The 15,002-nt window shown below is 67.9% G+C and carries 14 protein-coding genes; 9 read left to right on the top strand and 5 right to left on the bottom strand.

From position 1 onward, the window contains the following. Positions 1-21 precede the first annotated feature (21 nt). The gene (locus QO015_RS19130) at positions 22-1,572 is read left to right on the top strand and encodes a serine hydrolase (RefSeq protein ID WP_266283605.1); all 1,551 of its coding nucleotides are present in this window, start codon (positions 22-24) and stop codon (positions 1,570-1,572) included. A gap of 216 nt (positions 1,573-1,788) precedes the next feature. Then, a complete protein-coding gene (locus tag QO015_RS19125) occupies positions 1,789-2,196 on the top strand; it encodes a DUF4260 domain-containing protein (RefSeq protein ID WP_266283604.1) in 408 nt (135 codons plus the stop codon). Between the two features lie 6 nt (positions 2,197-2,202). On the opposite strand, the gene QO015_RS19120 is transcribed toward QO015_RS19125, so the two are convergent. The 3 genes from QO015_RS19120 to QO015_RS19110 all read right to left on the bottom strand — a co-directional run bounded on the left by QO015_RS19120 (position 2,203) and on the right by QO015_RS19110 (position 4,182). After that, a complete protein-coding gene (locus QO015_RS19120) occupies positions 2,203-2,532 on the bottom strand; it encodes a hypothetical protein (protein ID WP_266283603.1) in 330 nt (109 codons plus the stop codon). A 95-nt stretch (positions 2,533-2,627) separates the two neighbouring features. Next, complete coding sequence (locus QO015_RS19115) at positions 2,628-3,269, bottom strand: DUF4339 domain-containing protein (protein ID WP_266283601.1); 642 nt, start codon at positions 3,267-3,269, stop codon at positions 2,628-2,630. Between the two features lie 70 nt (positions 3,270-3,339). Continuing rightward, positions 3,340-4,182 carry a MurR/RpiR family transcriptional regulator gene (locus QO015_RS19110; RefSeq protein ID WP_266283600.1) on the bottom strand — a complete coding sequence of 281 codons (843 nt, stop codon included), beginning with the start codon at positions 4,180-4,182 and terminating at the stop codon, positions 3,340-3,342. Between the two features lie 155 nt (positions 4,183-4,337). On the opposite strand from QO015_RS19110, the gene QO015_RS19105 reads away from it, so the two are divergent. The 5 genes from QO015_RS19105 to QO015_RS19085 all read left to right on the top strand — a co-directional run bounded on the left by QO015_RS19105 (position 4,338) and on the right by QO015_RS19085 (position 11,054). Continuing rightward, positions 4,338-5,168 (top strand): N-formylglutamate amidohydrolase, encoded by an 831-nt coding sequence (locus QO015_RS19105; protein WP_266283599.1) that lies wholly within the window; start codon positions 4,338-4,340, stop codon positions 5,166-5,168. A 170-nt stretch (positions 5,169-5,338) separates the two neighbouring features. After that, positions 5,339-6,892: an amino acid permease gene (locus tag QO015_RS19100; RefSeq protein ID WP_266283597.1), complete on the top strand. Its 1,554-nt coding sequence runs from the start codon at positions 5,339-5,341 to the stop codon at positions 6,890-6,892. A 136-nt stretch (positions 6,893-7,028) separates the two neighbouring features. Further along, entirely contained in the window at positions 7,029-8,393 is a 1,365-nt protein-coding gene (locus tag QO015_RS19095) for a glutamine synthetase family protein (protein ID WP_266283596.1), read from the top strand. Between the two features lie 56 nt (positions 8,394-8,449). Further along, positions 8,450-9,853, top strand: coding sequence for an aldehyde dehydrogenase family protein (locus QO015_RS19090; RefSeq protein ID WP_266283595.1), 1,404 nt, complete (start codon positions 8,450-8,452; stop codon positions 9,851-9,853). A gap of 25 nt (positions 9,854-9,878) precedes the next feature. Further along, positions 9,879-11,054 (top strand): iron-containing alcohol dehydrogenase, encoded by a 1,176-nt coding sequence (locus QO015_RS19085; protein WP_266283593.1) that lies wholly within the window; start codon positions 9,879-9,881, stop codon positions 11,052-11,054. A gap of 68 nt (positions 11,055-11,122) precedes the next feature. Here QO015_RS19085 and QO015_RS19080 read toward each other — a convergent pair whose 3' ends face one another. After that, a complete protein-coding gene (locus QO015_RS19080; RefSeq protein WP_266283591.1) occupies positions 11,123-12,037 on the bottom strand; it encodes a LysR family transcriptional regulator in 915 nt (304 codons plus the stop codon). Positions 12,038-12,131: 94 nt separating this feature from the next. Between QO015_RS19080 and QO015_RS19075 the strand changes: the two genes are divergently transcribed. Continuing rightward, positions 12,132-13,025, top strand: a complete 894-nt coding sequence (locus QO015_RS19075; protein WP_266283589.1) for an oxidoreductase — start codon at positions 12,132-12,134, stop codon at positions 13,023-13,025. Between the two features lie 120 nt (positions 13,026-13,145). After that, positions 13,146-14,063, top strand: a complete 918-nt coding sequence (locus QO015_RS19070; protein ID WP_266283587.1) for a sugar kinase — start codon at positions 13,146-13,148, stop codon at positions 14,061-14,063. Between the two features lie 2 nt (positions 14,064-14,065). Here the strand turns inward: QO015_RS19070 and QO015_RS19065 are convergent, their stop codons facing one another. Further along, positions 14,066-14,989, bottom strand: a complete 924-nt coding sequence (locus tag QO015_RS19065) for a metal ABC transporter substrate-binding protein (RefSeq protein WP_266283585.1) — start codon at positions 14,987-14,989, stop codon at positions 14,066-14,068. Between the last annotated feature and the right edge of the window lie 13 nt (positions 14,990-15,002).

The raw sequence follows: 15,002 nt of genomic DNA, 5'->3' as shown, positions 1-15,002 counted from the left end.
GACGACGATCCGGTGGGGGGAATGATGATGAAGCGTGTCGGTCTGCTGGCCACCGCCGCTTTCGGCGTGGCTCTGGCGAATGCGGGCGCGGCCGAAGCCGCCAACGTGACCCGCGCCGAGGTCGAGGCCGTACTCCCGACCTTCGAGGCCATGGTCGCCAAGGCGATCGCCGACGGCGAGGTGCCGGGGCTCTCCGTCGCGATCGTGGCCGGCGACGAGGTCGTCTATCTCAAGGGCTTCGGCTCCCGCGAGGCCGGCAAGGACGCGCCCGTCGGCCCCGATACTGTGTTCCAGCTCGCATCCTTCTCGAAGCCGATCTCGGCAACCGTGGTCGCGGCCGTCGTCGGCGACAATCAGCACGGCATCGGCTGGGATTCGCTCATCTCCGATCTCGACCCGTCCTTCCATCTGAAGGAAGCGTGGCCGACGGCGAACCTCACCGTCACCGACCTCTTCGCCCATCGCAGCGGCCTGCCCGGCAATGCCGGCAACGAACTCGAGGATCTCGGCTTCGACCGCGCGACGATCATGCAGCGTCTCGCCGAGGTGCCGCTCGCGCCCTTCCGCGCCACCTACTCCTATTCGAACTTCGGCATCACCGAAGGCGCCGACGCCGTGGCCAAGGGCGAAGGGAAGGACTGGGCCGACCTCGCGGAGGAGCGGCTCTTCAAGCCGCTCGGCATGACACAGACCAGCGCCCGCTACGCCGATTTCCTGTCGCGTCCCGACCGCGCCGTCCTTCATATCGGCGGCACCGGAGCCTGGAAGCCCGGTCCGCTCAGGAAGCCCGACGCGCAGGCTCCGGCCGGCGGCGTTTCCTCAAGCGCCCGCGACCTCGCGACCTGGCTGCGGCTCGAGCTCGGCAATGGCAGCCTCGGCGGAAAGCCGATGATCGATCCAGCGGCACTCGCCGCGACCCATGTCCCCCTGATGGAGCGCGGCAGCAATCCGGTTACCGGCGGCGCCTCCTTTTATGGGCGCGGCTGGAATGTGGAATTCGGCCGCTACGGCGTGCAATGGGGCCATGCCGGCGCGTTCTCAAACGGCGCGCGGACGCTGGTCAGCATCCTGCCGGAGCGGGGCATCGGCATAGTCGTGCTGACCAACGCCTTCCCAACGGGCCTGCCCGAAGGTCTCGCCGATTCGCTCTTCGACCTCGTCTTCACGGGCAAGGTCGGCAAGGACTGGATCGGCGCCTGGGACAACGCCTATGCCGGCCTGTTCGGACCGGCCGTCGAGGCCGCGAAAGCGCGCTTCGCCAATCCTCCCGCCGAGCCTCGCCCGGCGCTGGCGAATGCCGCCTATCTCGGCCGCTATGCCAACGACTATCTCGGCAACGCTTTGATTTCTGAAGAGAACGGCTCGCTGGTCCTCCGTCTCGGACCGAAGGGCGAACGCCGTTTTCCGCTCGTCCATTACGACCGCGATCTCTTCGTCATGCATCCGGCCGAGGAAATGCCGGAGATGCCGAGCGCCGTCACCTTCACCATCGGTCTCGGCGGCAAGGCGGAGCAGGTGACGATCGAAAGCCTGGACGACCTCGGCTTCGGCACGCTGAAGCGGGCCGAATGATCGTCTGATTTCGCCCGGCCGAGATCACGAAATCGGTTGCCGGGCCGCCTCGCGGCCGGTCGCCCCCCGAGGTCAGACCCGGCCATCCGGTTCTGATCGAGCGATGGCGAGGCCATACATTTTCGCATGGCCGAGCAAGAACTCTAGACAATTCCTTTGAAAGGCATCCGCCGCCAGATTGATGTTCGTCAACAAAATTCGCGAGAAATCGACATCATGCGGCAAAATTCAACGTCCGGGGCCGGCACCACCTCCCCTGTCACCGGCATGCCTCTCCTGCTGCTCCGGATCGAGGGAGCAGTGATGCTGGCGGCTGCGCTCTATGCCTGGCATCTGACGGGCGGCAGCTGGCTGGTCTTCGGCCTCTTCTTCTTGACGCCCGATCTGGCGATGCTCGGGTATCTCGCCGGCCCACGCGCCGGGGCGATCGCCTACAATCTCGTGCACACCTACGCAGCCGCAGCGCTGATCGGCGCGATCGGCCTCCTCGCCAGCGCGCCGATGGCTGTGGCGGCGGCCGTGATCCTCGCCGGTCATATCGGCTTCGACCGCATGCTGGGCTACGGCCTCAAATACCCCGACGCATTCGGACACACCCATCTCGGCCGGCAGGGAAAGCGCTGAGCCCCTTCAGGCTCCGATCACGCCGGAGGGTGTTTGCGCGCCCACGCCCATGAGCGCGCGGAGCCACGCAAAGGCTTCGATGGCCAGCGCTTCGGCATGACCCGCGGCGACGTGCCAGACGAGAAGGCTGAGGACGATATTGGCCACGGCGATGACGATGGTCGTCTGCCAGACCTCGCGGCCGACCGAACCGGGGCGGGTGCTCTTCATCCGTCGAAAGCTGATCAGCAAGGCGGCAACGGGAGGCCCGAGCAGGATCGGGATGAGCGAGAGAAGACGGGCGATCCGCTCCCAGTTGAGTTCGGCGTGGTGGAGGCCCGGGCGTCGCATCGCCACGAGGCACGCGGGGCAATAGTCCGACCTCGGCGCAGCCGGCGAACCGCAGCGAAAGCAGACGCGGGGCAGGCTGACGTCCCGAGCCATGGTGGACCTCAGATGACGGCCCCGGCCGCGAGGAGGCGGTAATAGCGTTCGTTCATGGCCTTGGCAGTGCGGTAGGCGTCGATCCACGACCAGATATTGATGATCCAGCCCAGGAAGACGAACCAGAGCAGCACGCAAAGGACCAGCATCCCGATGCCCTTGCCGATCTGGCCATTGTACATCTGGCCGGCACCGCAGATGAGGATCGACAGCAGCAAGGCGGTTCCCGCGGATTTGGGCTTCGCCTCCCCCATGCCCACGAGGATCGGCCGCGGCGCTTCCGACGTGATGGTGTTGGTGACCTGAACGACGGTCGCTCCCGGCGCGGCGGATACCGGACCTGAGACGGCCACTGGCTCGCGCGCCGGGATCGCCGGTGCGGATCGGGGGAACAGCCTCCCGATCACCGGGTCGTCCCCGGCCAGCGACCAGGTCTCGGACCCCACCTTCACGATATCGGTGGATCGGGTGATGCGCCCTTCCCCGATGAACGCGCGCAGCTGATGCCCGGTGAACGGGCCGAGCACCTCGCCGTCGCTGTGCACCCACCATTCCGCGTCCAGCGGGTGCGGCGGACGAAGCCGGGCGTTCTCGACGCCTCTCGTCGGCGCAATCCCGCGCGCGGGATCAACTCCCCCCTGATCGACCATGCCTGCCCCCACACGCAATGGTAGCAAGCTAGAACCACGCCGAATGCACGTCAAGCGCGAGAATCGCCGCTCACTCGCGCTCCCTGCGGATGGCTTCGAGGGCCTCGAGGCGCTGGCGGCCCTGGTCGCCGCGGTCGGTGGCGACGGCGGCAAGCAGCGCCTCGACGATGGCGATGAGGCCGACGCCGGAATCCCAGACCGACGGCGCCGCGACATGGGCCGGCAGCACATGCCGCGCGACCCGCGAGATCGGCGACAGCCACTGGTCCGTGACGAGCACCACCGTCGCGCCGCGCCCGTTCGCGCGTTCGGCGAAATCGGCGAGATCGGCCGAATAGCGGCGGATATCGAACAGCAGCAGCACCGATCGGCGGTCGATGTCGAGCAACTGGTCGAGCCAGGCGGCGGGCTGGCCGGTGATGCGCCGGCAATTGGGCCGCAGAACGCGCAGATGCGCGGCCATATAGTCGGCGATGGCGTCCGTGAAGCGGCCGCCGAGAAGGAACGCGGTGCGCGCCGGATCGGCCAGCAGCCTGACCACCGCGTTGAATTCGTCGCGCGGCACGTTGGCAGCGGTGGCGCGGAGATTGTCGATCGCCGCGAGGGCGAAGGCGGCGAGCGGGTCATCGGCCGCTCCGCGCAGCCCCTTGGTCAGCGGCGTCGCCCGCCGCGCCGCCAGCTCGGCCTTGAGATCGTCCTGGAAGCTGCCATAGCTCGCATAGCCGATCTTGGCGATCATCCTCAGCACGGTCGGCGCGCTGACGCCGGCCGACTCGCCGAGCCGGGCGGCGCTGTCGAGCCCCGCCATCGGATAATCGGCCAGGAGCCGCTGCGCCGCGCGCTTCTCGTTGGGTGTCAGGCGGCCGAGATCGCGCCTGAGCCTCTCGCCGACCGACGCGTCGCCATCCGCCATGCCCGCCCCGCTCCCTTCTTCGCCTGGACTGCCTCTTTGCCGCAATCGCAGGCAGTTGACGCCATCATTTCAGAATTGACGCTTTCATACGCTGCTGTAACGTATCGTTCAGAGCGCCGCGAAGTCCAGCGCTCGGGCGCCGGGGGCGGCACGGCATGGCGAGATCGGCGATCGGTCAAACGCATCGGAAGGGGGCGGAGGGAACTCCGGCGCCGCTTCTGGCAACGGACGAGCCTCTTCCGGTCGAACATATCGCCGCGCGGCGGGACCCGTTCGTCTTCGTCTGCGAGCATGCCTCGAACCGCATGCCGCGCGCGCTCGGCGATCTCGGCCTGCCGCGCGAGGCCTTCCGGCGCCATATCGCCTACGATCCCGGCGCCGAGGCGCTGACCCGCGGCCTTGCGGCCCGCTTCGGCGGCGCGGCGGTGCTGCAGGCCTATTCGCGCCTCGTGATCGACTGCAACCGCGAACCGACCCTTCCCGACGCGATCACCCCCTTCTCGGAGGATACCGAGATCCCCGGCAATGCCGGGCTCGACGGTCCTGCCCGCGAGGCGCGGATCGCCGCGGTCTGGACGCCTTTCCACGCCGCGCTCGACGCGCTGTTCGGAGCACGCCTCGCCGAAGGCCGGCCGACGGCGCTGGTCACCATCCACTCCTACACGCCCGTCTGGCGCGGCATCGCCCGCCCCTGGCATGTCGGCATCATCCAGACCGGCGACCGCCGGATGGCCGATCCGATGCTGGCGGCGCTCGGACGGGAAGCCGGTCTCGTCGTCGGCGACGACCAGCCTTATTCGGCCAAGGACAATGTCGACTACACGATCCGCCGGCACGGACGGGCGCGCGGCATTCCGCATGTGATGATCGAGGTGCGCAACGACCTCCTCGCCGACACCGCCGCGGTGGCTGGCTGGACGGACCGTCTGGCGGCTGCGCTGGCGGAGACGGCGGCGCGCATCGGGTTGCCGGCGGCGAAGGACTAGGGAGAGCGGCGCGAAACGGCGCTCGCCAGCATGCAGGGCCGACATGGCGCAAGACCACGGGCCCCGAAAGGATACGGCGGATCAACCGCCGCGGGAACAGTGACGGGGCATCGCCCGATCGGGTGGTCCGGCGAGGGCCGACCGCCCCGGGTCAGCGACGGGAGCATGGCATGAGCGTGCGCGATTCCTATTCGGAGGCCGACAAGAAGGCGGACATCCATGTCCTCCATTCCATGGGCTACGCCCAGGAACTGGAACGGCGGATGAGCCGCTTCTCGAACTTCGCGATCTCCTTCTCGATCATCTGCATCCTTTCGGGCGGCATCAATTCGCTCGCACAGGCGACATCGGGCGCGGGCGGCGCCGCGATCGGCATCGGCTGGCCGCTCGGCTGCCTCATCTCGGGCGTGTTCGCGCTCGCGATGGCGCAGATCTCCTCGGCCTATCCGACTGCCGGCGGCCTCTATCACTGGGGCTCGATCCTCGGGAACCGCTTCACCGGCTGGGTGACGGCCTGGTTCAACCTGCTCGGCCTCGTGACCGTGCTCGGCGCCATCAATGTCGGCACCTACTACTTCTTCGTCGGCGCGTTCGGGCCGCTGCTCGGCTGGGAAGACACGATCACCAGCCGCGTGCTCTTCCTCGCGGTGCTCACGGGCCTGCAGGCGCTGATCAACCACATGGGCATCGGCCTCACCGCCAGGCTCACCGACTTCTCGGGCTATCTCATCTTCGCAACGGCGGTGGTGCTGGCGCTCGTCTGCCTCGCCTCGGCGCCCTCCTACGACTTCGCGCGGCTCTTCACCTTCGCCAACTATTCCGGCGAGGCCGGCGGCAATGTCTGGCCGCAGGTGTCGGAATGGTGGGTGTTCCTGCTCGGCCTCCTGCTGCCGATCTACACGATCACCGGCTACGACGCCTCGGCGCACACCTCCGAGGAGACGGTGAAGGCGGCCCATTCCGTGCCGCGCGGCATGGTCATGTCGGTCGTCTGGTCGGCGGTGTTCGGCTACATCATGCTGTGCTCGTTCGTGCTCATGATCCCGAACATGGACGATGCGGCGAAGCAGGGCTGGAACGTCTTCTTCTGGGCCATGGACGCCCAGGTGAACCCGACGGTCAAATATGTGCTCTATCTTGCGATCTTCGTGTCGCAGTTCCTCTGCGGCCTCGCGACGGTGACTTCGGTCTCGCGCATGATCTTCGCCTTCTCGCGCGACGGCGGCCTGCCGGCCTCCGGCGCATTGTCGAGCGTCAGCCGGAAATTCCGCACCCCGGTCGCCGCGATCTGGACCGGCGCCATCCTGGCGGTCCTCTTCGTCTGGGGCTCCTCGCTCGTCTCGATCGGCGATACGCCGGTCTATACGATCGTCGTGTCCTGCACCGTCATCTTCCTGTTCTTCTCCTTCGTCATTCCGATCGTGCTCGGGCTCTTCGCCTACGGCACCGCGAAATGGCCGAAAATGGGACCCTGGAACATGGGCCGCGGGCTGTTCACGCTGTTCGCGGTGCTGTCGGTGGTGTCGATGATCCTGATTTTCGTGATCGGCATCCAGCCGCCGAACCAGTGGGCCCTTTACATCACGGTCGGCTTCGTGGTGGTGACGGCGGTCATCTGGGTCGCGTTCGAGAATCGCCGCTTCCAGGGCCCGCCGATCGGCGACATGATCGCGCGGCGCAAGGCGGCCATCGAGGCCGCCGAAAAGGCCGTCGGCGAGGCCTGACCATCGTCGGGGACGGAAGAACCGCTCCCCCAGCCAAGGCGCGGCCCCCCGGGGCCGCCCCGATTGCCGCCCCGGCCGTTCCCACACCGGCCGGGGCGGCATGAACCCACCTCCCGCGATACCCGAAGGAACGACCATGACCGGCACGATGACGCTGAAGGAACTCGAGGCGGCGATCGACGCCGGCACGATCGACACGGTGATCGTGGCCTTCCCCGATATGCAGGGACGCCTCGTCGGCAAGCGCTTCACTGGCGCCTTCTTCCTCGACAGCGCCATCCACGAGACGCATGCCTGCAACTACCTGCTCACCGTCGACATCGACATGGAGCCGGTGCCCGGCTACCAGGCGGCGAGCTGGGAGAAGGGCTATGGCGACTTCGTCCTGAAGCCGGACATCACGACGCTGAGGCGCATCCCCTGGCTCGAAGGCACGGCGCTGATGCTCGCCGATGTCTGCGACCATCACGGCGAGGACCTGCCGCACAGCCCGCGCGCGATGCTGAAGGCGCAACTGAAGCGCCTCGCCGATCGGGGCATGTCGGCCTTCTTCGCCTCCGAGCTCGAATTCTACGTCTTCGACGAGACCTTCGAGAGCGCCTCGGGCAAGCGCTGGCGCGACCTGAAGACGATGGGGAACTACATCGAGGACTATCACATCCTCCAGACGACCAAGAACGAGCCGCTGCTGCGCGCGATCCGCAACGGGCTGATGGGCGCCGGCATTCCGATCGAGAACTCCAAGGGCGAATGGGGGCCGGGACAGGAAGAGGTGAACATCCGCTATGCCGAGGCGCTGACGATGGCCGACTGGCACGTCGTCATGAAGAACGGCATCAAGGAGATCGCCCATCTCCAGAACCGCTCGGTCACCTTCATGGCCAAGTGGCGCTACGACCTCGCCGGCTCGTCGTCGCACATCCATTCCTCGCTCTGGGACCACAAGGCGAAGAAGCCGCTGTTCATGGACGAGAAGGACCCGCTCGGCATGTCGGCGACGATGAAGTCCTGGCTCGCCGGCCATCTGACGCTGGCGCCCGACTTCACCTATTTCCTCGCGCCCTACATCAACTCCTACAAGCGCTTCCAGGTCGGCACCTTCGCGCCGACCAAGGCCGTCTGGTCGGTCGACAACCGCACCGCCGGCTTCCGCGTCGTCGGCGAGGGCAAGTCGGTGCGCACCGAATGCCGCATCGGCGGCGCCGATCTCAATCCCTACCTCGCCTTCTCCGCCCTGATCGCCGCCGGCCTGCACGGCATGGACGAGAAGCTCGCGCTGGAGGCGGCCTTCTCCGGCGACGCCTATGGCGCGTCCGGCGTCCGCGAAGTGCCGAAGACGCTGCGCGACGCGATCGTGGCGCTCGACGGCTCGGCCGTCATGCGCGCCGCCCTCGGCGACGGCGTCGTCGATCACTATCTGCACACCGGACGCTGGGAGCAGTTCGAATACGACCGCCGCGTCACGGACTGGGAGTTGCAGAGAGGGTTCGAGAGGTATTGATTGCCGGCATCGCGCCCGGCCCGCTCGGACGCCCGCACGGATCGAGAACCAACATCATGAACGCACCCGTCTTTAAGATCGTCACGCCCGTCGACGGCTCCGTCTATGCCGAGCGGCCGCTTGCCAGCGAAAGCGAGGTGCTCGCCGTGCTGGAGCGGGCCCGCACGGCGCAGCGCGCATGGCGCACCTCGAGCATGGCCGAGCGGCAGGCGATCGCCACCGGGTTCACGGACGCCATGGTGGCCGAGAAGGACCGCGTCGCCGAGCTGCTCGCCTGGCAGATGGGCCGGCCGATCCGCTACGGCCATGGCGAGATGCGCGGCTTCGAGGAGCGCGCGCGCTACATGATCGAGATCGCGCCCTCCGCCCTCGCCGACATCGATGTCGGGCCGAAGGAGAACTTCAAGCGCTATATCCGCCGCGAGCCGTTCGGCGTCTGCCTCAACCTGCCGGCCTGGAACTATCCCTACATGACGGCGCTCAACGCCGTGCTGCCGGCGATCCTCTCCGGCAACACCGTCGTCATGAAGCATTCGAGCCAGACGGCGCTGGTCGCGGAGCATTTCGCGGCCGCCTTCGCCAAGGCCGGGCTCTGGCAGGACGTGTTCCAGTTCGTGAACATGTCGCATGAGGTGACCGACCGCGTCATCCGCTCCGGCCTCGTCGACCAGGTCGGCTTCACCGGCTCGACGGCCGGCGGCCGCCACATCATGGCCTCGGTCGCCGGCGCGCCGAACTTCCCGGCGACGACGCTGGAGCTCGGCGGCAAGGATCCGGCCTATGTGCGCGCCGACGCGAACCTCCCCTTCGCGATCGAGAACATCGTCGATGGCGGCTTCTTCAATTCCGGCCAGTCCTGCTGCGCCATGGAGCGCGTCTATGTCCACGAAAGCGTCTACGACGCCTTCGTCGAGGGCGCGGTGGCGACGGTGAACGCCTACAAGCTCGGCAGCCCGACCGACCCGGCGACGACGCTCGGCCCGGTCGTCCGCGCCTCGGCGGCGAAGTTCATCAGGGATCAGGTCGACGAGGCCGTCCATGCCGGCGCGAAGCCGCTGATCGATCCCTCGCGCTTCCCGGAAGCCGCCGAGGGCACCGCCTATCTGGCGCCGCAGGTGCTCGTCGATGTCGACCATTCGATGCGCTTCATGATGGAGGAGACCTTCGGACCGGCCTTCGGCATCATGAAGGTGTCGAGCGACGAGGAGGCGATCGCGCTCATGAACGATTCGCCCTTCGGCCTCACCGCCGCGATCTGGACCGAGGACCTCGAAGCGGCCGAGAGCATCGGCGACCGCATCGAGACCGGCACCGTCTACATGAACCGCTGCGACTTCCTCGATCCCGCTTTGCCCTGGGTCGGCGTCAAGCAGACCGGCCGCGGCGCGACGCTCTCGCGCGTCGGCTACGAGCATCTGACCCGGCCGAAGGCCTTCCATCTGCGTCTCAGCGCCAAGTAAGACCGTTTCGATCCCGGAGACACCCATGCTCGACAGCTACGCCTCGCTCACCGCCAACTGGTCCTATCCGACCGCGATCCGCTTCGGGGCCGGTCGCATCGGCGAGCTGGCCGAAGCGGTCAACGCGGCGGGGATCACGCGGCCGCTCTTCGTGACCGATCCGGGCATCGCGGGCCTGCCGATCGTCGCGAAGGCGCTGGCGGTGCTCGACGGCGCCGGCGTGCCCTACACGGTCTTCTCCAAGGTCGACGGCAACCCGACCCTCGCCAATCTCGACGACGGCCTCGCCGCCTATCGCGCCGGCAATCACGATGGCGTCGTCGCCTTCGGCGGCGGATCGGCGATGGATATCGGCAAGACGATCGCCTTCATCGCCGGCCAGACGCGCCCGGTCTGGGACTTCGAGGATCGCGAGGACTGGTGGACGCGGGCCGACGCCAACGGCATCGCGCCGATCGTCGCCGTGCCGACCACCGCCGGCACGGGGTCGGAGGTCGGCCGCGCCGCTGTCATCACCGATCCGGCCGACCATACCAAGAAGATCATCTTCCATCCGAAGATGCAGCCGAGGCTCGTCATCGAGGATCCCGAGCTCACGGTCGGCCTGCCGCCGAAGATCACCGCCTGGACGGGCATGGACGCGCTCAGCCATTCGCTGGAGGCGTGGTCGAGCCCGTTCTTCCACCCGATGTCGCAGGGCATCGCGCTGGAAGGCATGCGGCTCGTCAAGGAATGGCTGCCGGTCGCCGTGACGGACGGCAGCCGGATCGAGGCCCGCGCCTACATGCTCATCGCCTCGTCGATGGGCGCCGTCGCCTTCCAGAAGGGGCTCGGCGCGATGCATGCCATGAGCCATCCCTGCTCCAGTCTGCGCGGCACGCATCACGGGCTCACCAATGCGGTCGTCATGCCCTATGTGCTGGCCTTCAACGCGCCGGCCATTTCGGAGAAGCTCGCTGCGCTCGCCCGCTATCTGGACCTTCCCGGCCACTCGGCCTCGAGCGTCATCGACTGGGTGCTGGCGCTCCGCGCCGAACTCGGCATCCCGCATACGCTGAAGGAGATCGGCGTCGACGACAGCGTGCTCCCGGAAGCGGCGAAGATGGCCGAGCACGATCCCTCGACCGGCGGCAATCCGGTGAAGGTCGGCGTCGCCGAATACGAGACGCTGTTCCGCCGCGCCATCGAGGGGACGGTGTAGAGCAGCGGAATCGATAGCCGAGGAAAGTCGCGGAAGCCCCTGATCCGACTCGCCGATCCGGCCCCACTTCACGCAGTGGCTGAAGACGCATCCCGGCGGATGAAATCGATGAAGGCCCTGAGCGGCGCGGGCACGAGACGGCGGCCGGGATAATAGAGGAACGGTCCGGAAAAGGACTGCCACCACTCTTCGAGGATGGGCACCAGCGCGCCGCTCTCGAAATGCGGACGCAGCCAGTCCTCGAAGATCATCACGACGCCGAGCCCGCGCGCGGCGGACTCGATCGCGAGATCGAAGGCCGCGCCGGGCTGGATGACCAGGGGGCCACTGACCCGCACCAGCTCGATCCGGCCCTCGCGCTCGAACTCCCAGTCATGCATGGCGCCGCTGGCGAGCCGCGCCGTGATGCAGCGATGGGCGACGAGGTCGCGCGGATGCTCGGGACGCCCGAACTCCGCCAGATAGGCCGGCGCGGCGGCGCAGGCGAAACGCTGGCGGCGCGGGCCGATCGGCACCGCGATCATGTCCTGCGGCAATCGCTCGTCATAGCGGATGCCGGCATCGCACCCGACGGCGACGAGATCGACATAGGCGTCCTCCGCGACGATATCGAGCCGGATCTCCGGATAGGCGGCCAGGAACGGCGCCACGATCGAGGGCAGCACCAGCCGCGCGGCGCTGAACGGCACGTTGAGCCTCAGCGGGCCAGCCGGCCGGTCGCGGAGGCTGTTCACGGCATCGAGCGCCGCCTCGACCTCCCCGAGCGCGGGCTGCAGCCGCTCAAGCAGCCGCCGTCCGGCCTCGGTCGGAACGACACTGCGCGTCGTGCGGTTGAACAGCCGCAGCCCGAGCCCTTCCTCGAGGCGGCGCACGGCCTCGCTGACGCCCGAGGGACTGGCACCGAGCGTCTTGGCGGCGCCGCGAAAGCCGCCGGCGCGCGCCACGGCGAGAAACGCCGAAAGATCACCGAGGTCCGGCTTCATTGTTCGCTACTCCGCACAGCCCGTTCCGATAATGGCAGATTATTGAGCAGCCGTTGAGGTCCTAGCTATCGCCTGTCCTCGAAGGAGATCACCGATGGCTTCGACATCCACCCAGTCACCCCTCGCCTCCCCGACGTTCACGCTCGGAGATCGCACCGTGAAGCGCGTCGGCTATGGCGCGATGCAGCTCGCCGGCCCCGGCGTCTTCGGCCCGCCGCGCGATCATCAGGCAGCGCTCGCCGTGCTGCGCGCCGCCGTGGAGCGCGGCGTCGACCATATCGACACCGCCGACATCTACGGCCCGCACATCACCAATCGCCTCATCAAGGAGGCGCTGCACCCCTATCCGGACAACCTCACCATCGTCACGAAGGTCGGTGCGCGTCGTGGAGCCGACGGATCGTGGAACCGCGCCGCCTCGCCGGCCGAACTCGCCATCCAGGTCGACGAGAACCGCGCCAATCTCGGGCTCGACCGGCTCGAGGTCGTCAATCTTCGCCTGATGTTCGATACGCTGGGACCGGCCGAAGGGCCGGTCGAGGAGGCCGTCGAGGCGCTCGCCGACATCAAGCGGCGGGGCGTGATCGGCCATATCGGCATCAGCAACGCGACGCCGGCGCAGGTCGCGGCGGCCCGCGCGATCACCGACATCGTCTGCGTGCAGAACCTCTACAACATCGCCCATCGCGCTGACGACGCACTGATCGACGCGCTCGCGAAGGACGGCATCGCCTATGTGCCCTTCTTCCCGCTCGGCGGCTTCTCGCCGCTTCAATCGGCGGCGCTGAACGGCGTCGCGGCGCGCCTCGGCGCGACCCCGATGCAGGTGGCGCTCGCCTGGCTGCTGCGGCGCTCGCCGAACATCCTGCTCATCCCCGGCACCTCGTCGGTCACCCATCTCGAGCAGAATCTCGCGGCCGGCGCGCTGGCGCTTCCCGAGGATGCGCTCGCCGAGCTCGACGCGATCGGGAACACACCGGCAGGCTGACGCAAGGCGAAGGGCGGGCAATTCCGGTCTTCGCGCCTCGGGCAAATTGCTCTATCCCTTTGCGGCGACGCGCCTTCCCGGCGCGCCGCCGCATCGCTGTCCGCTCTGGGAGGAGCCGCGTTGAGCCCCGACATCATTTGCATCGGCGAGCCGATGTTCGAGTTGAACCAGCCCGAGGGCGAAACGGACTTTCATCCGGGCCATGGCGGTGATGCCTCCAACGCGGCGATCGCCGCGGCGCGCCAGGATGCTTCGGTCGGCATGCTGACCGCGATCGGCACCGACGCCTTCGGCGACTCGTTCCTCGAACTCTGGCGGTCGGAAGGCGTGGATACGAGCGCCGTGAAGCGCGACCCGAACGCACCCACCGGCCTCTATTTCGTGACGCATGGCCCGGAGGGGCACCAGTTCTCCTATCGCCGCGCCGGATCGGCGGCGAGCCTTCTCGGCCCTGGCGAAATCCCGCTCGACTATGTGCGCGGCGCGCGCATCCTGCACGCTTCCGGCATCAGCCAGGCCATCTCCGCGGCGGCGGCGGACGCCGTCTTCCTCGCCATGCACACGGTGCGGGCGGCGGGCGGCCTCGTCTCGTATGATACGAACCTGCGGGCGCGGCTCTGGCCGATCGACCGGGCGCGGGCGATCATCCACGCCTCGGCGGGTCTCGCGCATATCCTGAAGACGAGCATCGAGGATGCGACGGCGCTGACCGGCCTCACCGATCCGCTCAGGATCGCGAACTTCTACCTGCATCTCGGCGCGCGGATCGCCATCGTGACGCAGGGCGGCGCCGGCACGCTGGTCGCGACGCACGAGAAGCACCGCCAGATCGACGCCATCAAGGTGAAGCCCGTCGACGCGACCGGCGCCGGCGACACCTTCGACGGCGCGTTCCTCGCCGAATATCTGAAGCACGGGGACCCGTTCGCCGCCGCGCTCTATGCGAACGCGGCGGCCGGGCTCGCGACCGAAGGCTATGGCGCCGTGGCGCCGATGCCGCGTCGCGCCGCCGTCGAGGCGGCGCTCGCGCGGCTCTAGGGTCAGCTGCCGCCGATCGCGGCGAGCAGCTGGCTCTCGTTGTTCTTGAACATCTTGATATAGGTCGGCGCCGGACCGTCGGGCTGGGAGAGCGCGTCCGAGAACAGCTCGCCGCCGACCTTCACGCCCGTCTCGCGCGAGATCTGCTCGATGAGGCGCGGGTCGCTGATGTTCTCGACGAACATCGCCTGGATCTTCTCGTCCTTGATCTGCCGGACGATCTTGGCGACGTCGGCGGCCGAGACGTCAGCCTCGGTCGAGATGCCCTCCGGCGCGATGAACTGGATGTCGTAGGCGGCGCCGAGATAGCCGAACGCGTCATGGCTGGTGACGATGCGGCGGTGGCTGGCCGGAACCTTGGCGAAGGCCGCCTTGAGATTGGCGTCGATCGCGACGAGTTCGTCCTCGAGCTTCTTGCCGTTCGCCTCGTAGTCGGCCTTGTTCGCCGGATCGGCGGCGACGAAGCCGGCGACGATGTTCTTCACATAGAGGACACCGTTCTTCGGGTCCTGCCAGGCATGCGGATCGAGCGCATGGCCATGGTCGTCATGCGAGAGCTCGTGCGCCTCCTCGGCATCGCCCTCCCACTCCCGCGGCTTCACGCCCTTGGAGGCGACGACCGTCTCGCCCTTGAAGCCCGAGGCGGCGACGAGGCGTTCCATCCAGTTCTCGAGGCCGAGGCCGTTCTCGACCAGCACCTTCGCCTCGGACAGCGCCTTGGCGTCGGTCGGAGAGGGCTCGAAGGTGTGGGCGTCGCCATTCGGGCCGACGAGGGTCGTGACCTTGACGTGGTCGCCGCCCACTTCCGCGGCGAGATCGCCGAGGATGGAGAAGCTCGCCACCACCTTGAGCGGCTCGGCCGCAAAGGCAGGACTGGAGAGCACCGTCGCGAGGGCGGCGGTGATCAGGAAACGGTTTATCCGCATGGAAGTCTCCGTC

It is taken from the genome of Kaistia geumhonensis (genome assembly GCF_030815145.1).
GTDB lineage: Bacteria > Pseudomonadota > Alphaproteobacteria > Rhizobiales > Kaistiaceae > Kaistia > Kaistia geumhonensis.
Note: the sequence above shows the minus strand (reverse complement) of the source record. Positions and strands in the feature narration are given on the sequence as shown.